At 29.0% G+C, this 21,248-nt stretch carries 25 protein-coding genes; 12 read left to right on the top strand and 13 right to left on the bottom strand.

Features of this window, described 5'->3' with window-relative positions:
* Nucleotides 1–74: 74 nt before the first annotated feature.
* Nucleotides 75–1,331, bottom strand: coding sequence for a malic enzyme-like NAD(P)-binding protein (locus CRV02_RS10845; protein WP_129085060.1), 1,257 nt, complete (start codon nucleotides 1,329–1,331; stop codon nucleotides 75–77).
* Nucleotides 1,332–1,482: 151 nt separating this feature from the next.
* On the bottom strand, nucleotides 1,483–2,154 hold the full coding sequence (gene pgeF, locus CRV02_RS10840) for a peptidoglycan editing factor PgeF (protein ID WP_129090352.1): 672 nt from the start codon (nucleotides 2,152–2,154) through the stop codon (nucleotides 1,483–1,485).
* Between the two features lie 104 nt (nucleotides 2,155–2,258).
* On the opposite strand from pgeF, the gene CRV02_RS10835 reads away from it, so the two are divergent.
* Both CRV02_RS10835 and CRV02_RS10830 read left to right on the top strand, forming a co-directional pair.
* Nucleotides 2,259–3,062: a shikimate dehydrogenase gene (locus tag CRV02_RS10835; RefSeq protein ID WP_129090351.1), complete on the top strand. Its 804-nt coding sequence runs from the start codon at nucleotides 2,259–2,261 to the stop codon at nucleotides 3,060–3,062.
* A complete protein-coding gene (locus tag CRV02_RS10830) occupies nucleotides 3,062–3,850 on the top strand; it encodes a PhzF family phenazine biosynthesis protein (RefSeq protein ID WP_129090350.1) in 789 nt (262 codons plus the stop codon). Before CRV02_RS10835 ends, CRV02_RS10830 begins: the two co-directional genes overlap by 1 nt.
* Nucleotides 3,851–3,871: 21 nt before the next feature.
* Here the strand turns inward: CRV02_RS10830 and CRV02_RS10825 are convergent, their stop codons facing one another.
* Both CRV02_RS10825 and gdhA read right to left on the bottom strand, forming a co-directional pair.
* A complete protein-coding gene (locus CRV02_RS10825; RefSeq protein ID WP_129085063.1) occupies nucleotides 3,872–4,735 on the bottom strand; it encodes a universal stress protein in 864 nt (287 codons plus the stop codon).
* Nucleotides 4,736–4,762: 27 nt separating this feature from the next.
* The gene (gene gdhA / locus CRV02_RS10820; protein ID WP_129090349.1) at nucleotides 4,763–6,115 is read right to left on the bottom strand and encodes an NADP-specific glutamate dehydrogenase; all 1,353 of its coding nucleotides are present in this window, start codon (nucleotides 6,113–6,115) and stop codon (nucleotides 4,763–4,765) included.
* Nucleotides 6,116–6,582: 467 nt separating this feature from the next.
* On the opposite strand from gdhA, the gene CRV02_RS10815 reads away from it, so the two are divergent.
* The 4 genes from CRV02_RS10815 (at nucleotide 6,583) to CRV02_RS10800 (ending at nucleotide 9,395) form a co-directional block, all read left to right on the top strand.
* Nucleotides 6,583–7,230, top strand: a complete 648-nt coding sequence (locus tag CRV02_RS10815) for a UPF0323 family lipoprotein (protein ID WP_129090348.1) — start codon at nucleotides 6,583–6,585, stop codon at nucleotides 7,228–7,230.
* Between the two features lie 2 nt (nucleotides 7,231–7,232).
* On the top strand, nucleotides 7,233–8,411 hold the full coding sequence (locus CRV02_RS10810) for a glutathionylspermidine synthase family protein (RefSeq protein WP_129090347.1): 1,179 nt from the start codon (nucleotides 7,233–7,235) through the stop codon (nucleotides 8,409–8,411).
* A gap of 104 nt (nucleotides 8,412–8,515) precedes the next feature.
* Nucleotides 8,516–8,917, top strand: coding sequence for a hypothetical protein (locus CRV02_RS10805; protein WP_129090346.1), 402 nt, complete (start codon nucleotides 8,516–8,518; stop codon nucleotides 8,915–8,917).
* A gap of 82 nt (nucleotides 8,918–8,999) precedes the next feature.
* Complete coding sequence (locus CRV02_RS10800; protein ID WP_129085068.1) at nucleotides 9,000–9,395, top strand: hypothetical protein; 396 nt, start codon at nucleotides 9,000–9,002, stop codon at nucleotides 9,393–9,395.
* Between the two features lie 2 nt (nucleotides 9,396–9,397).
* Here the strand turns inward: CRV02_RS10800 and CRV02_RS10795 are convergent, their stop codons facing one another.
* From CRV02_RS10795 to CRV02_RS10765, 7 genes are read right to left on the bottom strand one after another with little or no spacing between them, the layout of a single operon-like run.
* Nucleotides 9,398–10,345, bottom strand: a complete 948-nt coding sequence (locus CRV02_RS10795) for a tetraacyldisaccharide 4'-kinase (protein WP_129090345.1) — start codon at nucleotides 10,343–10,345, stop codon at nucleotides 9,398–9,400.
* A 3-nt stretch (nucleotides 10,346–10,348) separates the two neighbouring features.
* Nucleotides 10,349–11,485 carry a DegT/DnrJ/EryC1/StrS aminotransferase family protein gene (locus CRV02_RS10790; protein ID WP_129090344.1) on the bottom strand — a complete coding sequence of 379 codons (1,137 nt, stop codon included), beginning with the start codon at nucleotides 11,483–11,485 and terminating at the stop codon, nucleotides 10,349–10,351.
* A 2-nt stretch (nucleotides 11,486–11,487) separates the two neighbouring features.
* Nucleotides 11,488–12,249, bottom strand: a complete 762-nt coding sequence (locus CRV02_RS10785; protein WP_129090343.1) for an NAD+ synthase — start codon at nucleotides 12,247–12,249, stop codon at nucleotides 11,488–11,490.
* A 23-nt stretch (nucleotides 12,250–12,272) separates the two neighbouring features.
* Nucleotides 12,273–12,500: a hypothetical protein gene (locus CRV02_RS10780; RefSeq protein ID WP_129090342.1), complete on the bottom strand. Its 228-nt coding sequence runs from the start codon at nucleotides 12,498–12,500 to the stop codon at nucleotides 12,273–12,275.
* Nucleotides 12,500–12,727: a bacterioferritin-associated ferredoxin gene (locus tag CRV02_RS10775; protein ID WP_129085073.1), complete on the bottom strand. Its 228-nt coding sequence runs from the start codon at nucleotides 12,725–12,727 to the stop codon at nucleotides 12,500–12,502. The genes CRV02_RS10780 and CRV02_RS10775 overlap by 1 nt, the downstream gene beginning before the upstream one ends.
* Complete coding sequence (locus CRV02_RS10770) at nucleotides 12,720–12,950, bottom strand: bacterioferritin-associated ferredoxin (RefSeq protein WP_129090341.1); 231 nt, start codon at nucleotides 12,948–12,950, stop codon at nucleotides 12,720–12,722. The genes CRV02_RS10775 and CRV02_RS10770 overlap by 8 nt, the downstream gene beginning before the upstream one ends.
* Nucleotides 12,951–13,706 (bottom strand): TerB family tellurite resistance protein, encoded by a 756-nt coding sequence (locus CRV02_RS10765; protein ID WP_129090340.1) that lies wholly within the window; start codon nucleotides 13,704–13,706, stop codon nucleotides 12,951–12,953. It abuts the gene before it with no gap.
* Nucleotides 13,707–13,798: 92 nt separating this feature from the next.
* Between CRV02_RS10765 and tatB the strand changes: the two genes are divergently transcribed.
* The 5 genes from tatB to CRV02_RS10740 all read left to right on the top strand — a co-directional run bounded on the left by tatB (nucleotide 13,799) and on the right by CRV02_RS10740 (nucleotide 18,225).
* Nucleotides 13,799–14,239 (top strand): Sec-independent protein translocase protein TatB, encoded by a 441-nt coding sequence (tatB, locus tag CRV02_RS10760; RefSeq protein ID WP_129085076.1) that lies wholly within the window; start codon nucleotides 13,799–13,801, stop codon nucleotides 14,237–14,239.
* On the top strand, nucleotides 14,239–14,973 hold the full coding sequence (tatC, locus tag CRV02_RS10755) for a twin-arginine translocase subunit TatC (protein ID WP_129085077.1): 735 nt from the start codon (nucleotides 14,239–14,241) through the stop codon (nucleotides 14,971–14,973). The genes tatB and tatC overlap by 1 nt, the downstream gene beginning before the upstream one ends.
* Complete coding sequence (gene queA, locus CRV02_RS10750) at nucleotides 14,960–15,994, top strand: tRNA preQ1(34) S-adenosylmethionine ribosyltransferase-isomerase QueA (RefSeq protein ID WP_129090339.1); 1,035 nt, start codon at nucleotides 14,960–14,962, stop codon at nucleotides 15,992–15,994. Before tatC ends, queA begins: the two co-directional genes overlap by 14 nt.
* Before the next feature lie 73 nt (nucleotides 15,995–16,067).
* Entirely contained in the window at nucleotides 16,068–16,805 is a 738-nt protein-coding gene (locus CRV02_RS10745) for a 3'-5' exonuclease (RefSeq protein ID WP_129090338.1), read from the top strand.
* Nucleotides 16,806–16,887: 82 nt separating this feature from the next.
* A complete protein-coding gene (locus CRV02_RS10740) occupies nucleotides 16,888–18,225 on the top strand; it encodes a sodium-dependent transporter (RefSeq protein ID WP_129090337.1) in 1,338 nt (445 codons plus the stop codon).
* A gap of 29 nt (nucleotides 18,226–18,254) precedes the next feature.
* Here the strand turns inward: CRV02_RS10740 and CRV02_RS10735 are convergent, their stop codons facing one another.
* Nucleotides 18,255–19,487, bottom strand: a complete 1,233-nt coding sequence (locus CRV02_RS10735; RefSeq protein WP_258239294.1) for a DEAD/DEAH box helicase — start codon at nucleotides 19,485–19,487, stop codon at nucleotides 18,255–18,257.
* A 60-nt stretch (nucleotides 19,488–19,547) separates the two neighbouring features.
* Nucleotides 19,548–19,871: a hypothetical protein gene (locus CRV02_RS10730; protein ID WP_129085082.1), complete on the bottom strand. Its 324-nt coding sequence runs from the start codon at nucleotides 19,869–19,871 to the stop codon at nucleotides 19,548–19,550.
* A gap of 100 nt (nucleotides 19,872–19,971) precedes the next feature.
* Between CRV02_RS10730 and CRV02_RS10725 the strand changes: the two genes are divergently transcribed.
* Nucleotides 19,972–21,126, top strand: a complete 1,155-nt coding sequence (locus tag CRV02_RS10725; RefSeq protein WP_129090335.1) for a murein transglycosylase domain-containing protein — start codon at nucleotides 19,972–19,974, stop codon at nucleotides 21,124–21,126.
* The last annotated feature ends 122 nt before the right edge of the window (nucleotides 21,127–21,248 follow it).

Genomic DNA, 21,248 nt, shown 5'->3' with positions numbered 1-21,248 from the left:
CTAAAAGAATAGTCTTCTAAAGAAACCCTTAATTCCAATTTATTTTAAGAGAGGAATAATACCAAAATAAAGATTTAAATCATTTTAGATAAGTTAGTTTTATAAGCTTCTAAATCAAATTCTTTAACTCTTGCAACACCAGTTTCTACAGCGGCATTTGCAACAGCACTTGAAACCTCAATAAATAGTCTTTTATCAAATGGTACAGGAATAATATACTCTCTACCATAAGTTAAATCACCAAACTCTTTTTTAAGGTCATCAGTTAATGGTTCTTTTGCTAAATCAGCAATTGCTTTAGCTGCTGCCATTTTCATAGTCATATTTATTTTTCTAGTTTGCACATCTAATGCACCTCTAAAAATAAATGGGAAACCAAGTACATTATTTACTTGATTTGGGAAATCACTTCTACCTGTACCAACAATTGCTTTTGGCTTAACTTCTTTAACCTCTTCAGGGAAAAGCTCAGGAGTAGGATTTGCTAATGTAAATACAATTGGCTCTTCACTCATTAAAGCAATATGCTCTTTTGTAAATGTTCCAGGTCTTGATAATCCTAAAACCATATCAGCATCTGTAAATGCTTCTTCAATAGTCATTGCAGTTTCAGCCATAAATGCTTTTTTATATTTATTTAAATCCGTTCTTTCTTTATGAATAACTCCTTTAGAGTCACACATAATTAAGTTTTTTACACCTAATTCTTTATACATAGTAGAACAAGCAATTGCTGAAGCACCAGCTCCTACAACAACAACTTTCATCTCTTCTACTTTTTTATTCATCATTTCACTTGCATTTAGTAGTGCTGCACTTGTAATAATTGCAGTACCATGTTGGTCATCATGCATTACAGGAATATTTAATTCCTCAATTAATCTTTTTTCGATTTCAAAACACTCAGGTGCTTTAATATCTTCAAGATTGATTCCTCCAAATGTAGGAGAGATAGCTTTTACTGCTTCACAAAATTTATCTACATCTGTTGCATCGATTTCAATATCAAAAGAATCAACAGCAGCAAACTTTTTAAATAGTACAGCTTTACCTTCCATTACTGGCTTAGAAGCTAGTGCACCAATGTCACCTAGTCCTAGTACAGCTGTACCATTTGAAATTACTGCTACAAGATTTCTTTTTGAAGTATACTCGTATGCTAACTCTGGCTCTTTTTGTATTTCTTCGCAAGGATAAGCTACTCCTGGAGAATATGCTAAAGATAAGTCCCTTTGTGTTGTTAGTTCTGTAGTTGTAGAGATTGCAACCTTCCCTGGGTTGGGTCCTCTGTGGTAGTCTAATGCTTCTGTCTTAGTTACTTTTACACTCATTTTCATAACCTTTATATATAATTTAGAGTGTAATTGTAACTAATCGAAACTTAATTTTTTTCAATTTATTATAATTTCTGCTTATAAACTTTAATTTAAGTTTAAGATACATGATTTTGACATGATATTTACACAATTCTTACATAATTGTCTATTTGATGGTAACTAGACTTGCAAACCTACCACACTTTTTATCCACTCGATATGAAAAATATGGTTCATTTGAGCACTTAGTACATGTATTAGCTATACTTATATTTACTACTCCTATATCATTTAGTAACATAGTATTTATACCTTGTAAATCAATATTGTTACCTTTTATAAACTCTTCACCAAAACTAGTTTTAACTATATTTTTAAGCTCATCATTTACTTCATAACAACATTTACCAATAGATGGACCCATAATAACTTCTATATCAGAAGGCTTACATAAGAATTTATCTATCATTTTATTTGCTGTAATTTGTGCAACCTTTTGAAAAGTAGAGTTTCTTCCTGCATGAACTGCTGCAACAACTCCTTTATTTTTGTCCATAAAAATAATAGGAATACAATCAGCAACCATAACCATTAAAGTTAAACCTTTAGTATTTGTAATTAATCCATCACAATCTTCTATTAATCGTGCAGAGTCTTCATCAACTACTTGAACATTATTACCATGAACTTGATTCATGTAAATAAGTTTTTCTAAATCAAAACTATATTTTTTTGATAATTCTTCTCTATTTTTATCTACATTCTCTTTTTTATCACCAACATGGTATGCAATATTTCCATCATCTTTATTTGTAAAAAAATAGTTAATATTTTCCATTATTTTTCCTGCTATGTATTATTTGCCTATTTTACTATTTGAAGATTAAACTTTAATCTATTCTAATAGGACTTTTGCTAAAATCCCCATAATAAAGGATATTTATGAGTGAAAATAAAAAAACATTTGCTATTTTTGGAAACCCTGTAGAGCATTCAAAATCACCACAAATGCAAAATGCAGGTTTAGAAGAATTAAATTTTAATGGTATCTATAAAAAACATCACCTTGAAGATGGAGATACTATAAAAAAAGTATTTTTAGAGGAGAACTATTTAGGAGCAAATATAACTGTTCCCCATAAAGAGTTTGCTTTTAAGAATGCCGATGAAGTTAGAGGAATCGCAAAAAAAATTCATGCAGTAAATACATACATAAATGAAAATGGAAAAGTTATAGCATACAATACAGATGCACCAGGTTTTTTAAAAGCAATTGAGTCTTTTGGAGAAGTTAAAAATGTACTACTTTTAGGAGCTGGAGGAACAGCAAAAGCTATCGCCCTAGCCTTACAAGAAAAAGGTATTGATGTAACAGTTTTAAATAGAAGCCAAGGAAAATTAGAGTTTTTTAAAAATGAAAACATCACTTCATACTCTTGGGATAACTTTGAGCCTAAAACCTATGATTTAGTTGTTAACTCTACAAGTGCAGGATTAAAAGATGAATACCTTCCTTGTGATAAAGAAATTTTAGAACCAATACTTAAAAAAGCTTCTTTTGCATTTGATTGTGTATATGGAAAAATTACACCTTTTTTAGCCTTAGCGAAAGAAAATAATTGTGAAATCAAAGACGGGGAAGATATGCTCCTTTATCAAGGTGTTTTAGCCTTTGAATACTTTACAAATACAAAAGCAGATGAAAACACTATTGAAGCTATGAGAAAAGGTTTAAAAGGGCAATAATGAATCTAAAAATATATCAAGTAGATGCTTTTACAAATAAAACATTTAAAGGAAACTCTGCTGCTGTAATTATTCTTGAAGAGTGGATTGATGAAAAACTTATGCAAGAGATTGCAATAGAAAACAACTTATCAGAGACTGCATTTGCTAAAAAAAGTGAAGATTCAACTTATGAAATAAGATGGTTCTCACCTATTACTGAAATTGATTTTTGCGGACATGCTACTTTAGCAACTGCATTTATTTTATTTAGTAAATCCAATTTAAAAGAAGTTACATTTAAAGCAGCTGCTGTAGGAAATATGAATGTAACACAATTAGATAATGGCTATATAAAAATGGTATTTCCTAATAGAAAACCAAAGCTTGTTACTGATATTCCTAATGAATTGATTAATGGTTTATCAATTAAACCTAAAGAAGTTTTTGTAAACCAACAAACTTATTTTGCTATTTATGAAAAAGAAGAAGATATTTATAACATAGAAGTAAATCTAGAAGAGATAAAAAAACTTGCCCCTTTAGATGTAACTATAACAGCTAAATCAGAAAAGTATGATTTTATCTCAAGATATTTTTGGCCAGCAAATGGTGGAGTTGAAGACCCAGTGACTGGTTCAATGCACACAGGGGCAGCTGCTTTATGGGCAGAAAAGCTAAATAAAAATGAATTAGTCGCTTACCAAGCTTCTAAAAGAGGTGGCGATTTAAAATGTATAGTTGATGATAAAAGTGTGACTATTTTAGGGGAAGCAGTTTTATATCTTGAAGGGACTATAACTATTTAAAGATAGAGTTAAACTCTATCTTTATTTTTTAGGTACATAAATTAGTAAATCACTTTTTAGATTTTCCATTAAAAATGAAGTTGTAGACCCAAATACAAATGAGTTAGGATTACTAACTCCATTTGAACCTAAAACTACCAAATCATTATTATTTGATTTAACATAGTTTACAAGTCCACTATTTACACCAAGATTACTTTCAACTATCTCAGTATCTTTTAAATCATACTCTTTAATGAAATTTCCAAATTTAGCATTTTCTTTCTCTTTAATACCTTGTTGGATTTTTTGCTTATTCTTATCTTCATTATAATATTTAAGTGCTATTTCACCCATTTGTTTATAAGTATAAACAGTTTTAATTCTCTCTTGATTTAATAGCTCTTTTGCAAAAACTAAACTCTTAAAAGAAGTTTCTGATAAGTCAGTAAATGCAACAATATTTTTATAATCACCTTCACAAGGGTTTTTTACAATAATCATTGGTACTCTACCATTTTGAGCTATCTTATGGGCAGTTGAACCTAAAACAGCAACTTCATCATGGTCTTTTTCATTTGCACCAATTATGATTAAATATGCATTTAACTCTTTTGCAGTTTTAACAACAAGCTCAGAACCACTATCTTTGTCAATTAAAATATCGTACTCAACTTCTTTTGTATCGACATGACTAAGTTGCTCTTTAATAGTTGTTATTGCATGACTTTTTAGCTCTTCAAAATTTGAAGCAGAAAACAACTCACTAAACCAACCTTTATCAATAGCATGAACAATAGTAACTTTTGAGCTATTCTCCTTTGCTAAAGTAAAAGCTTTTTGTAGTACATAAGTACTATGTTTAGAGATATCTAAACCTACAACAATATTTTCAAAACCTTTCATAAAAAACTCCTTCTATAAGATAAACTATTAAACTAAACCTTGTTCAATCATAGCATCTGCTACTTTTTTAAAGCCTGCAATATTAGCACCTAGTACTAAGTTTGTAGGCTCGCCAAACTCAGATGCAGCTTCTGTTGCTGTATCAAAGATGTCTTTCATTATTTGTGATAGTTTAGCATCAACTTCTTCAAAAGTCCATTTTACCATTGAAGCATTTTGTGCCATTTCAAGTTGACTTGTTGCAACTCCTCCAGCATTTGCAGCTTTTCCTGGACCATAAGAGATTTTTTTCTCTACAAATAATTCAACTGCTTCTGGAGTTGAAGGCATATTTGCTCCTTCACTCACACATTCACAACCATTTTTAAGTAAGTTTTGTGCATCTTTTAAATTTAGTTCATTTTGAGTTGCACTAGGGAAAGCTGCAAAACAAGGTACACTGTAAACACCATTTGTTCCTGCTTCATACTCTTCTACTGGAATATACTTAGCATTTGGTCTATGCTTAACATACTCAGTAAGTCTTTCTCTTTTTACTTCTTTTAACTCTTTTAAAAGCTCTAAATCAATTCCCTCTTCATCAATAATCATTCCCTTTGAATCACTACATGTAATAGGAATTGCACCAAGATGGTGAAGTTTTTCAATTGTATAAATTGCTACATTTCCACTTCCTGAAACTACACACTTCTTACCTTCTAAAGTTTCATTTCTAGCTTCAAGCATATATTTTGCAAAATAAACAGACCCATATCCTGTTGCTTGTGTTCTTCCTAAAGAACCACCCCAGTTTAAAGACTTCCCAGTAAATACACCCTCATATCTATTTACTAGTTTTTTATACATACCAAACATATATCCAATTTCTCTAGCACCAACACCAATATCACCTGCTGGAACATCAGTATTTGGTCCAATATGTCTATAAAGTTCAGTCATAAAGGCTTGGCAGAATCTCATGATTTCATTATCAGATTTTCCTTTAGGGTCAAAATCACTTCCCCCTTTTCCACCACCAATTTGTAGTCCAGTAAGAGCATTTTTAAAAATTTGTTCAAAACCTAAGAACTTAATTACCCCTGCATTAACGCTTGGATGAAATCTTATCCCACCTTTATATGGTCCTAATGCAGAGTTAAACTCTATTCTAAAACCTTTGTTTACTTGAATTTCACCATGGTCATCAACCCAGTTTACTCTGAAAAGAATTTGTCTTTCAGGTTCAACTATTCTTTCAATAATTTTGTGATCTCTGTATTCTGGGTGTTTTTGCATTAAAGGTCTAAGTGACTCTAGAACCTCTTCTGCTGCTTGATAAAACTCTGATTGAGAGGGACTTGTTCTTTTTAAATAATTAAAAACTTCTTTTACGTATGGCACATATATCCTTTATAAATTGATTTTCTTACATATAAAATTGATGAATATTACATTTTGTAAGAAATTATTGATGTAATATTTATAAATTTTATATAAGTATAGTTTATGTTGAATAATTAGATATGTAATATATTTTTTAACTTTTTTAAATAAAAATATTATTTTGATTTTCAAAGTATTAACTATCTATAAGATAGCATAAAGACCTAAATAAAAGCTAAATTAAAAATAAACACCTGTATATTTTTTATTCATTGCTTACAAAAGTTACAATTAGTTTTATAATTATATTTTTAAAATAAATTTTCTGATATTTTTAATTTTAAAAGAAAGAAGAAAAAATTATTTATAAGTATTTATTAACAAATATTGATAGATAAAAGTTCAACTCATTAAAGATATAGCATAATTTTAGTACCATAATCAAATTTTTATTACTATAAACATATTTATAAAAGGACTTAAACTTGGAAAAAAGAAAAAATCATATTAAAAAACTATCTAACTACGCACTTGTTGGTGGATTAGGAGCTTTTTTAGCTACTGGACTTACTGGTTGCTTTGATTCAGGTTCTAATAATAACCAACAACAAGGTCAAAATGATGCTTTTACAAATGCTTCACAAAAACAAGGTGCCTTTGTAATCATTGAAGAATCAGCAGATGGGAAATATGCTATTGCTGATGAATTTCCATCATCAAAAACTACAATTGTATTAAGAAAACCAGATGGTAGTGAAAGAATTCTTTCTCAAGCAGAAATTGATGCCTTAGTAAAACAAGAAGAAGCAAAAATCGATGCAGGAACATCACCTTTAACAAACCCTGAAATGTCAAATGGTGGAATGGGACTTGGAGGAGTTTTACTTTCTTCAATTGCTGGGGCAATGATTGGTTCATGGTTAGGGAATAAACTATTTAATAATCAAAACTATCAAAACCAAAGAAAAGCTCAATACAAATCTCCGCAAACATATAGTAGATCACAAAATTCATTTAAAAATACTTCAAAATCTACAGCTAGTTCTTCAAAGAAAAGTGGTTTCTTTGGAAGCAAATCTTCTTCAAGTAGTTCTAAAAGTTCATTTGGTTCTACTAAATCGTTTGGTGGATAACAATGAAACTACAAAAACTAGAACCTTTAACAAGTGAATATTTAGAATCAATTGGCTTTGTATGGCATACCGATGAAGATAATACTTCATATATAGCAAATGAAATAGTTGAGATTTCAGAAGAAGAAGCAACTGCTTATTATGAAGCCACGAATGAGCTTTATGATATGTTTTGTGAAGCTGGTGAATATGTAATTGAAAATGATTTATTCCATGAACTAAATATTCCTTTTAACCTTGTTGAGATGATTAAAGAGTCATGGGAAAGTGATGTTCATTGGCACTTATATTCAAGATTTGACTTAGCAGGTGGAATCGATGGAAAGCCAATCAAACTAATTGAGTTTAATGCGGATACTCCAACTTCATTATTTGAAACTGCTATTATTCAATGGGCACAGCTAAAAGCAAATAACCTTGATGAAGCTAGCCAATTTAATAATCTATATGATGCATTAAAAGATAACTTTAAAAGAATCATTACTTTAGATAGTGATATTGAAAAGTTTGATGAGTATTACTCTAAACTTGGATGGAAAATTTTATTTTCATCTGTTTCTGGATTACCAGAAGATGAACATACAACAAAACTACTACAACATTTAGCAAATGAAGCAGGGTTTAATACAGACTTTGAATTTATTGATAAAGTTAACTTTAGTGATGATGGTATCTTTAAAGAAGAGGAAAACTTTGAATTCTGGTTTAAACTTATCCCATGGGAAGATATTGCTATTGACGAAAGTGAACTAGCTTTACTTTTAACTGAAATTATAAAAGAGAAAAAAGCAATTATCTTTAATCCTGCATATACTTTAATGTTCCAATCAAAAGGGTTTATGAAAATACTTTGGGATTTATATCCTGAGCATCCTTTATTACTTGAAACATCTTTTGAGCCTTTAGAAAATAAAAAGCAAGTTGAAAAAAGATGTTTTGGAAGAGAAGGCGCTAATACAAAAATCATAAATGAAGATGGTTCTATTGATGTAGAAACTGATGGTGAGTACGAAGGTCATAAAGCTATTTATCAAGAGTTTGTTGAACTTCCTACTGATGCAGAAGGAAACTACTATCAAGCAGGAGTATTCTATGCATATGAAGCATCTGGACTAGGTTTTAGAAGAGGTGAAAAAATTCTAAACAATATGTCTAAATTTGTAGGACACATCATAAAATAACTAAGGAATCCTCTCCTTAGTTGTTAATTTAAATTCTATATTTCAAACCTTTTTAATCATTTAAATATTATTATACATTTTTATATTATATTTAAAGACTTAACATGAAAATTTCATATACTGCTAAAAATAGCTACTTAGACGAATTACAAAAGAAAAACAAAGAAAAAAGATTAGAGATAAGAAAAGAACTCTTTGAAAAAACAATTGCAAAAAATAAAGAAGAAAATAAATCTAACTATACAAATAAAGAGGAAGGTGTCCTCCTTGATATATCAGAAGATGCAAAACAAAAAGCTTACAAAGCAGCAAATAATCCTGCGGCTCAACTTCAAAAACTATATAAAAAACTAAGAGAGTATGAGAGTGAAGTTGCATCACTAATGAAAAAGTTAAATTTTACAGACAATGACCATGAAGCAAATCAAATAAATGAAAAAATAGTAGAGCTAAATCAAAAAATATCTGCAATAAAAGAACAAATACAAAATATCTCAAAAGCATAATAGTCTTGATTATTTATTTCTTTAAATAAGAATAAAGTATTTAATCTATAGAATAGTTATTAAATAGTATTTGGATGAGAAAATGAATAAACAAGAGAAGCTTTTAGAAAAAATAATTCAGTTAAAAATAGAGATAAAAGAAGACCCAAATAATAGTAAGCTTTATAAGAAACTTGCTAAAAAATATTTAAAAACTGGAGATTATAAATTAAGAGATGAAGCTTATAAAAATTATAAGAAGTCTTTTAAACTACATAAAACTTCAAGCACTGCTTTAAAAATAGCAAACTTATATCTAAGTGACGAAAATCGTGCTTATGCTTACAAATACTACTTAAAGGCTATAAAACTATCTCCTGATGATGAAGATATTATATTAAAAGCAAAAGAGTGTGCTTTTGAATACTATTTAGAAGATTATGTTGAAGAAGAGCATGAAAAAGAGTTAAGAAAAGAACTACTTAAATATACAAGCTAATTTTACTTATAGCTATTTATATATTTATCAATAGTTTCTAATTTATTTTCATCTTCAAGTTGAAGTTCTAAGTTCATTAAATAGATATCATCTAAATCAAATTTTTGTAGTTTTACAAAATCTTTTTCAGTAGTAACTATTGAATAATCTTTATAGTCAGCTTTTATTTTATCAATATCATCTTGAGTAAAAGTATGATGATCTTCAAATGCTTCCATAACTGTATTTTCTGGCAAAAAATCTAAAAGTCTTTTTGGTTTAGAAATAGCAGTTAACAAAAGTAGTTTCATAGGTAAAATATCAACATATTTACCATCTTTTGAGAAAGAAACAACCCTTTTAAAGTCCCTACCCTCTTGTAATTCTAAATCAGCATAAGAGTAAGCCATTTTAGGTTCTCTATATCCACCACTTGGAAGACAAAACAAGTTTGTAGGTTCCTCTTTAGGTCTTATTAAAATATCAAACTTTTTAATATCGTATTTTGAAAAACCATCATCTAAAAAAACTACTTTACAACCTAACTCTTTAGCCTTTAAAATAGCTTCTTTTCTATCTTCACTTACAATTACTGTTGCATCACTTAATCTATTTGCTAGTAGCATTGCTTCATCACCACTAGTTTTTACATCTTCTAGAATTTTGCCTTTGTTTGCTACAACATAAAGACCTTTAGACTCTCGCCCAAAACCTCTTAAGACAACACAAACATTAGCATATTTTTTAGCTAAATAAATAGTAAATGGTGTTTTTCCACTTCCTCCAACAATAATATTCCCAATAGAAACAACAGGAATACCAAACTCAATTACTTTTGCACTTGCTCTTTTTATTGCAATAATTAACATATAAAGAAATGTAAATGGTAGAAGAAAGAAAGATATTATTTGTTGAAAGGTATTTGGGAAGAAGAGATAATCTTCAACCCATAGGAATATTTTTTGTCTCAAAAATTAAATCCACTCAGATGCAATCTCAATAATTTGATCACAAATATAATTAACTTCATCATCAGTTAAACCTGGATACATAGGAATAGATAAAATTTGTTGATAAGATGTTAATGCCGAACTAAATGCAGTAATCTTAATAGAGTACTTATTTTTATAATAAGATAAAAGATGTAAAGGAATATAGTTTAGTCCAGTTGCTACACCTCTTTCTTTTAATGCTCTTGCAAAGGCATCTCTGTTTCTTGAAATTTTGATAATAAATTGAGTAAAGATATGCTCATCTTTATGTTGAGGAATAGTTACATGTTTAATATCAGAAAGTCTATCTTTATAGATTTTTGCAATCTCTTTTCTTCTTTTAATAAACTTATTTGTCTTTTTTAATTGAGCTAAAGAGAAAGCTGCATCTAACTCAGAGATATCATATTTATGTCCAATATCAACTACATCATAAATATAATCAAGGTTTCCAAAATCATCATATGTAGTAGTAATTGCGTGAGTTCTTAGAAGTCTAGCTCTTTCTGCTATTTCTTCATTGTTTGTAACAATCATACCAGATCTACTCTCTGAATACTTACCATTAGATGGGTTTGTAGAGAAGATTGTCATATCAGCTCTTAAGCTTCCAACTGTTTCATCATTATATGTTACACCTAAAGCACATGTTGCATCTTCAATAAGAATAATTCCATATTCTTGGGCAATATCATAAATTCTATCTAAATCAGGAGTTTGACCTGCAACAAAAGTGATAATTGCACCTCTTAGTTTTTTAGTTTTATTTTCAGCAAGTGCTTTTTCAAACTTATTTACATCAATATTCATATCTTCTGTATTAATATCAATAAAAATAGGCTCTGCATCAAAGTGTCTTACAACTTCAGGTACATTAACAAAAGAGTTAACAGACATTAAAATTTTATCACCTCTTTTTAGCTTTATAGCACTAAGAGCTAAATGAATAGCTGATGTAGCATTACAAGTTGCAACAGCATACTTAGCACCAACAAAGTTAGAAATATTATCTTCTAACTCAAGTACTTTGTTAGTATCTTTATCTTGTGCTAATACAGCCTTAACTTGGTCTAACTCTTCCTCAGCAATCGATGTTTGGTAAAAAGGTATATCTCTCATTGTTAACTCCATTTAATTTTTGCTATTACAGGTAATTTACCCTTAAATGCATTTGCTTTAATTCTATAGTTTAATAAATCAATTAATTTTTCATCATAATCTAAAGTAAGTAATTCTTCTTTTGTTTTATTTTCATCAACTAAAAGTTTAAGTACTTCATCCATTTGTGCATAAGAGTAACCAAGCTCCTCTTCATCACTTTGACCTTCCCAAAGGTCTGCACTAGGCTTTTTATTGATAATAGCATCTGTTACACCAAGAAATTTTGCAAACTCAAATTCATCACTTTTGTACATTTCCCCAATTGGATTTATTGCACAAGCAATATCACCAAAAATAGTTCCATACCCAAGTAAAAGTTCACTTTTATTTGATGTTCCTACTACAATAGATTTGTCCCTTGATGAAGTATCATATAAAACAGACATTCTCATTCTTGCACTAAAGTTACCTATTCTAAGCTTGTCTTCATCCATATTTTGGATATATGCTTCTACCATAGGAGCTATAGATTTTATTTCATATTTTATATTAAATTTTTCGCAAAGTTCTACAGCATCATCAACACTCTCTTTTGATGAAAATTGAGAAGGCATTAAAACACAACTCATATTATCACCGAAAGTCTCTTTACAAAGTACCGCAACTACAGCAGAATCTAAACCACCTGAAAGTCCTACAGTAACTCTATTTAATCCAGTTTTAGCAAGTTCTTTTTTTAAGAACTCCTGTAATTGTTTTTTTATATTATTCCAATCAATCAACTTTAATCCTTTGATAATAATTATTATATATTATCTTCCTTTGTTTTTTCATAAATTTCATCTAAATAATCAAATGTGTCTTCTCTTATGTTATTTTTTCTTTTAATTAGTTGCTCTTTCATAGAGACTAGTTCTTCTATTTGAAAGTACTCTAAAAAGTTAGGATTGATATCAACTTTGTCATCATCATCTGTAGATATTAATAGTTTAATATCTTTTATTAGTTCTTCTTTTGTTATTTCTACTGTCATTATTTTATAAACTTATTTACTATTTCTTCTAAATATAATTCCATCTTTTCAGTTCCAAAGTCTTTTTCGCTACTTTGACAACATTTACAACATGTACCTGCATCTGTTAAGTTACCTATTTCATCTATACTTTTAGCATCTCTTTCTTTTATTGAATGAATTACTTCTCCTAAAGTAACATGTTTACATTTACATACTTCAAAAGAGTGTGGAAAACTTTTAGCCATTTAATACCTCATTTAATACAGTTTTACAATAAATTTTCTTTTTGATTTTTCCAAAGTCACCTTCAGGGAAAACACAGTGTCTACACTCTGTCCCTGCTTTTGTAACTTCTTGTAAATCCCTTAATGATTTTACATTTTTATTTTCAATTGAGTTTTTAATATCATTTATAGAGACTTTCAAACAATTACAAACTTCATAATCTAAATCAAAATCTTTTAACACTTATATACCTCTATGTTTTTTTATCATTTCATATGCTTCATTTATCTCTTGAAGTTTTCTTGTTGCTTCATCAATAATACTTTGACTTTCACCTCTTCCAGCTACAATATCTGGGTGATGTTCTTTTACAAGTTTTCTATAGTTTTTCTTTAAAGTATTATTATCATCCTCTTCTGATGAACCTAAAACTGCATATGCTTTATCTATAGAGATAGCTTGACTCTCTTTTTGTTGTTTATAGAAGTTTTCAAATGTATTAACTAGATTTTCAAAATCTGCTCGTTTAATCTTTAAGGCATTTGCAATATCTTCTGCAATCATAAACTCAGTTTGAGAAAAGTCTTTATCTATAAATGCTAAATTTAATAGATATTCTATAATCTTAACTCTCTTTTGGTAGTGATTTTTTGTTATTTTATATAGTTTTTCGCAAATTTCAATAGTATTATCAAAGCTTTCTTGCTCTTTAGTATATATCTCTTGTAACTTTACTTTTATCTCATCTTGATTTTCAAAATGTCTTGAGATATCATTAAAAGTATGCTTTAACATCTCTTTTTCAAGTTCACAAACTTCACCATCAGCTTTTGCAACTTTTGCCATCAATGCAACTAAAAGCCCTGCTTCGTGATTCATTAAATCACCAGTAAATTTCTCTTTGACATTTAGCTTAATATTTTCAAACTTCTCTGTCTTGTAATTTTTTGCAATAAAATATAGTACTATTCCTACAAATAGTAAAAAAATTAATTTCATAAATTTTCCTTATCATTTCTTATCAATAATAGAGAGATTTTATCAAAAATAAGGTAAAATCTTCACCTTTAAATAGATAATGGAGTATCGAAATGTTTGGAATGGGTTTTATGGAAATATTTTTAATTGCCGTAGTTGCAATTATCGCTCTAGGTCCCGATAAGCTACCAACTGCAATGGTAGAAATAGCTAAGTTTATTAAAAAATTTAAATCAGGTATTGAAGATGCTAAATCTACACTTGACAATGAATTAAATATTAATGAAATGAAAGAAGAAGCTGCTAAATATAAAGCTCAAATTGAAGACGCTAAAAATACTCTAAATGTAAAAGAAAATATGAATTTAGATTTAGACAATATCTTAAGTGATGATAATGAACCTTCTAAAGTAAAAGAAGATTCTAAAAAAGAGGCTAAAGAAGATGAAGTTAAAGAACAAGTTTCGTTAAAAGAGCCAAAGAAAAAAAAGAAAAAAGAAAATAGTGATAAATTTAAAGTAAATTTTGACGAAGAAATTAAGGAAGAAAAATAATGCTTGATGATTTAAAGCCCCATATAGCTGACCTTAGAAAAAGGTTAATGGTATCTGCACTATCCCTTGGTATTGCATTTTTTGCTTGTTTCTTTTTTTATGAACCAATCCTTGGATGGATGATGGTTCCAGTTGAAGCTGTACTTCCACCAAACTCTCAAATGGTAGCAGTAGAGATTCAAGAAACATTCTTCACAGCACTTAAAGTAGCATTTTTTGCAGGTTTTATTGTTTCATTACCTGTAATTTTTTGGCAAATGTGGCTATTTTTAGCTCCTGGTCTTTATGAGCATGAGAAAAAACTAGTTATTCCTTTTGTATTTTTTGCAACATTAATGTTCTTAATAGGTTCATCATTTGCATATTATGTGGTTGTACCTTTTGGTTTTGAATTCCTTATTAACTTTGGTTCCGCTGTTGTTACAGTATTACCAAGTATTGGTAAATATGTTGGATTCTTTACAAAACTATTATTTGGTTTTGGAGTTGCATTTGAATTACCTGTAATTACATTTTTCCTAGCAAAAATTGGACTTGTTGATGACAAAGCATTAAAAGACTTCTTTAAATATGCAGTAGTAATAATTTTTATCTTTGCATCACTTTTAACTCCTCCAGATGTTATTACACAGTTCTTAATGGCTGGACCACTTATTTTCCTTTATATTGTTTCAATATATATTGCAAAAATATTTAATCCACACCAACCAATAGATGAAGATGATGAAGAGTAATTTAGACCCACTTAAAACTTCTAGCTATGATTATGATTTACCAAAAGAACTCATAGCTACGAAGCCAGTTTACCCAGCAGACAGTGCAAAACTTTTAGTTTATAATAGAGAAACTGACACGATAACTCATACAACTTTTAAGTCTTTAATGGATGTACTTCCTGATAACTTATCTGTATTTTTAAATGATACTAAAGTTATAAAAGCAAGAATCTTTGGAGAAAAAGAGTCAGGTGGAAAAATTGAACTACTATTTAATAAACCTCTTTTTATGGATAGATATTTAGTAATGATTAGAGGTAAAGTTAAAGTAGGAACAAAACTATTTTTCCCTATGAACTTACAAGCAGAAGTTTTAGAAGTAAATGATGATGGAAGTAGAGTTGTAAACTTTATAAAAGATGATAAAAAACTTGACTTTTTAACACTAGTTGAAATTTTAAATGAAATAGGTCATTTACCTCTTCCTCCTTATATGAATAGAGAAGATGAAAAAAAAGATAATAAAGATTATCAAACTCTATTTGCTAAAAACTATGGTGCTGTTGCAGCTCCAACAGCTTCTTTACACTTTACAGAAGAACTATTAGAAAAAATTAATAATAAATATGATGTAAACTATCTAACACTTCATGTTGGGGCTGGTACATTTAAACCAGTTGATAGTGAAGATATTTTATCTCACCCTATGCATAGTGAATACTTTGAAATAGGAATTGATGCTAAAAAATCTTTAGATGAAGCACAAAAGGTTTTAGCTGTAGGAACAACTGTTACAAGAACAGTTGAGTATTATGCAAGAACAAATAAAATACAAGGGGAATGTGATTTATTTTTAAATCCGGCTAATACGCCTATAAAAGTTGATCATTTACTTACTAATTTCCACCTTCCTAAGTCAACATTAATTATGCTTATTGCATCATTCGTTGGTTTAGAAAAAACACTAGAAATATATGAAGAAGCCATCAAAGAGAAATATAGATTTTACTCTTATGGTGATGGTATGCTTATTATCTAAATCAATAATAATTTATACAACTTTACATGAAAAACGGTTCCCTTTAGATTGGGAACCAATTTAAAGGAATACAATGCCACACTACGTACTATTTGATACAGAAACAACAGGAAACCAAGAAGAAGATAGAGTAATCCAATTTGGAGCAATGATTGTTGACCAAAAAGGTAAAATTGAAGCATATGATGAGTTTTGTTATTCAGATGTTGAAATTAAAATTGAAGCAATGGAAGTTCATAATATCACTCCTGATTTAATTGAAGGAAAACCAAAAGCTACTGAAACTACTTTTTATAAAAGATTAGAAGAGTTAAATAGTAATGAAAACTTTTTAATTGCCCACAATATTGCTTTCGATATGGGAATGATAGAAAAAGAAGGATTTATTAATAGTTATCAAATCATTGATACTTTAAGATGTGCTAAACATCTATTCCCAGATATGCCTTATCATAGATTACAATATTTAAGATATGCCCTTGAACTATATAAAGTAGAAGAAGCAGAAGCTGATAAACACAATATCACAATCAAAGCTCACGATGCAATTGGAGATGTTTTAGTTATGAAACTATTCCTAACTAAACTAGTAGGAAAATGTAGAGAAATCTATCCAGACTACAACCCAATGGAAAAACTAGTAGATTTAACGAAAACTCCTGTGTTTATAAAATCTTTTAAATTTGGAAAATACAAAAATAAAGAGATTGCAAAAGTAGCTCAAGAAGACCCAGGATACTTAAACTGGATGAAATCTAATATGGATTTAGACGAAGATTTAAAATATACTTTAGAAAAAGTTTTAGGTTAGTATATAAATTATATAAAAGTTTCATAATAATTTCATCTTAATTCACTATAATTATAACAAATTTTCTTACACAAGGATTATAGTGACACGATTTTCTAGGATTGGTTTTATTCTAGCAGCTGCAGGGTCAGCTGTTGGATTAGGAAACATATGGAAATTTCCATATGTTACAGGTGAATATGGTGGTGGTGCATTTGTTATTGTATACCTACTTGCTATCTTATTCATTGGTCTTACAGTATTTATTGCAGAAACAGTAATTGGACAAAATGGACAGTCTGATGTTTCTACTTCATTTGTAACTTTATCAAAATCAAAAAACAAAAACTGGAAGTTTGCAGGTTTTATGGTTTTTACAGGTTTAATTATCCTTTCATTTTATTCAGTTGTTCTAGGATGGATTTTAAACTATGTATTTACGTCTTTCTCTGGCTTACCAACAGAAGCAAAAGTTGCAGGTGCTGCCTTTGAAAAACTAATTTCAAATGATATTGGCTCGTTAATTCTATATCACACTTTAATTGCAGGTTCTGTAATCTTTATTGTTTTAAAGGGTATTAAAGAAGGTATTGAAAAGATAAACTTAATTCTAATGCCTTTATTAGGACTTATTCTATTTGGTCTTTTAATTTATGCTTTAACATTAGATTCATTCTCTCAAGCTATTTCATTTATGTTCTCTCCTGATTGGAGTAAGATTAATGGTGATGCACTTTTAGCAGCTTTAGGACAAGCATTCTTTACACTATCTTTAGGTGTTGGTACAATCTTAACTTATTCTGCTTCTTTATCAAAGAAGACAAACTTTGTTAAAACTTCTATCTCAGTTGCACTTGTTGATACTTCAATTGCAATTATTGCTGGTTTAATCATTTTCTCTTTTCTTTTTGAAGCTGGTGCTCCAAGTGCAGCAGGTCCAGGATTAGTATTTATTTCTTTACCAGTTATCTTCTCAGGATGGGGAGTATTAGGTCAAGTTATTGCAATTTCATTCTTTATTGCATTAATTTTTGCAGGTATTACTTCAGCTGTATCTATGATTGAGCCATCACTTAGATTCTTTATTGAAAGATTTAATATCACAAGAGCAAAAGCTACTATTATTTCAGGAACAACATTCTATATCTTAGGTATTGTTGCCCTACTTTCAATGAGTAAATCTTTTGGTGCAGAATTAACTTTCTTTGGAAAAAATGCATTTGATTTAATGGACTTCATGACTTCATCTGTGATGATGCCAATTGCAGCTATTTTAACTTCTGTATTCTTAGGATACTTTGTTGATAAACAAACACTTAAAGATAAGTTTACTCAGCATGTGCCATTAGCTGTATTTAATATTTGGTACTTCTTAATTAGATATATTGTTCCATTTGCAATTGTAGTTTTACTATTAAATAAATTAGGAATTATTCAATAATACATAATAGTTTAGGTTTTCCTAAACTATTATCTTCTGAAGCTTCTGTTAGCGTCTCTTTTTGTAGTTTTCTTAGATTTTGCACCTGTTTTTTTAGGCTCTTTAGAAGGAGTTTTTCTTCTTTTTTTCTCACTAAGTTTTTTCTTTTTTTGAACTTTTTGTCTAGGTTGTCTATCTTTTAAAGGGAAGTCTTCATGTATTTCTCTTTTAACATTTAGTCTTAAATCTCTTTCTATCTTTGTAAAGTGATTATAATCCTCTACTGTTAAAATTGTAATAACTTCACCTTTATTTCCAGCTCTACCAGTTCTTCCTACTCTATGTGTAAAATCATCTGTTGTTTCTGGAAGATTGTAATTGATTACTAATGGAAGTTTCTCAACATCAAGTCCACGTCCTGCAATATCAGTTGCAATAAGAACTTTGATTTTTTTATTTTTAAAATCTTTTATTGCTTGAACTCTTTGTTTATACTCTATTTCTCCATGTAAAGCAGCAGCTTTTACACCATGTGCATTAAAATGCTCTAAAGCAGCATTTGCAGCATCTTTTTTATTTACAAATAAAAGTACTTGTTCATATTTTGAATCTTTGATTAATCTTGTAATTAACTCTTTTTTCTTTTTTACATCAACTTTAAAAGCTCTATGCTCAATTAAACTAACAGTATCTCTTCTATCATGAACTTGTACAGTTACAGGTTCTTTCATAAATTCTTTTGCTAGCTTTCTAATATTTTGAGAGATAGTTGCAGAACACATAACTATTTGTTTATATGGAGAACAGTATGAGAAGATTTCTTCAATCTCTTCTAAGAATCCCATTTCAAGCATAGTATCAGCTTCATCTAAAACTAAATAATTAACACTACTTAAATCTAAAATTTCACTTTCAACTAAATCTTTTAATCTTCCAGGTGTTGCAACAATAATATCAATACCACCATTGATAATTTGCTCTTGTTTTGCTTTACTTGTACCACCCATGATTTTTGTATGTTTTACTTTTAAAAACTTACCATAATCATTTAAAGATTTAGAAACTTGCTCTACAAGCTCTCTTGTTGGAACTAAAACTAAACCTCTTAAAACTCTATTATTAAAGTTTAGATTTGAATTTACTTTGTCTAACATTGGTAAAACATAAGCAGCTGTTTTTCCTGTTCCAGATTTAGATGCAGCAATAGTATCTATACCTTTTTTTATAATAGGAACAACTTTTCTTTGAACTTTTGTTGGAGTATCATAACCTTTTTGTTCAATAGCAGCATTAATTGCTTTATTAAAGTTAAACTCTAAAAACTTTTTTATAACGTATCCTTTTTAATATACACTTGCTAATTCATCATCTAAGTATGAATCAATTGTATCAACTAACTTTTCATAAGAAACTTTACCTTCTTTATTGAAAATAACCATCTCTTCACCATGTTCATCTTTTATATGATGTTCTTGTTTTAAAACTTTTGCATATAACTCTTTAATATCTTCAGGAGAATCTAAATCGTTATATAAAAACCAATTAGCACTTGTATCTTCATATCTAATTAAACCGTAAGTTTGTGCCTCATCTACATAATCTTGTATTGTACCATTTTCAAATTTAGCACCTACAACCATATCATATTCATTTAAAATCATTTCCATTGATAAAATACCTTAAAACTTATATTTATAATGGAATAATACCTAGATTTTGATTAAAGGGGGTATTCATAAAGCTAAAAAACTATAGAATAATATTAATATGAAAAAAACAATACTTATATCTTTAGCCTTTTTATTTACTGGTTGTAGTGTTCATGATGCTTATAGAATTACAAATGCTGCTCTAAGTAAAGATCCGTCTGCGGCACTAAAATCTTTAGCAAAATCTCAAGCTATTTCTTATTCTTCAAACCCTAAAAAACTTATAAATGATATTAAGTTCTTATCTTCACTTATTGAAAATATTGATAAGAAATGGGGAAAAGGAAATAGAAAAGTCCCTCAGCCAAAAGAGTATGTAAAATACATGCAAGACTATAAAAGTAGAGCCTTTGTTGATTTTGACAAAGGATTAGTAACTGTTGAGACAATTGATGAAAAAGACACAAAATCAAGTTTAAAAAATGCAATTATCACAACTCTTTTACTACCAGAAGACCCAAGAGCTTTTGATTTATTTGGAACATCAGAAGTAAAGCTTGGAAAAACACCATATCTTTATAAAGAAGTTAAAGATGACCAAAATAAAGATATTAGATGGGAATGGAGAGCAAAAAGATATGCAAATATTCTACTTGACTCTAAAGTTAAAACTAAAAAAATCAAAAATGGAAATAAAACTCTAAAAGTATCTTATGTTGAAATTCCTATGGTAAAAGACCATGCAAATGTAAGAGTTGCAAAGTTTAAACCCTTTGTTCAACAATTTGCTAGAAAATACAATATTAGCGAAAACCTTGTTTATGCGATTATTCAAACAGAAAGTAACTTCAATCAATTTGCAGTAAGTCATGCAGGAGCAATTGGACTTATGCAAATTGTTCCAAGTACAGCAGGAATTGATGCCTACAGCTATACAAAGGGTAAAAGATGGAAACCATCGAACTCTTATCTTTTTAATGCAAAAAACAATATTGAATTAGGTTCTGCATATATTGATATACTAAATAATAGATATCTAAAAGGTATTTCAAATCCTATTTCAAAAGAGTATTGTGTAATTAGTGCGTATAATACAGGTTCAGGAAATGTACTAAAAACATTCTCTTCAAATAGAACAACAGCAATAAACAAAATCAATAGTAAAAAACCAATAGATGTTTATAATAAACTAAGAACTAATCTTCCCTATGAAGAGACAAGAAATTATCTAAAAAAAGTTATCACAAATAAAAAAGAGTTTATTAGTATATAATATACTATTAAACTCTACTCTTTTTAAAACTTAACAAAACAAGAATAATTTTTTCTATTTTTGCAACTAAGTCGCATTTAATATTTATTTGTTAAAATCATTTTTGCAACTAAGTTGCAATT

The organism is Arcobacter sp. CECT 8989 (genome assembly GCF_004116715.1).
Taxonomy (GTDB): domain Bacteria; phylum Campylobacterota; class Campylobacteria; order Campylobacterales; family Arcobacteraceae; genus Halarcobacter.
This window is presented reverse-complemented; position numbering and strand designations above follow the sequence as displayed.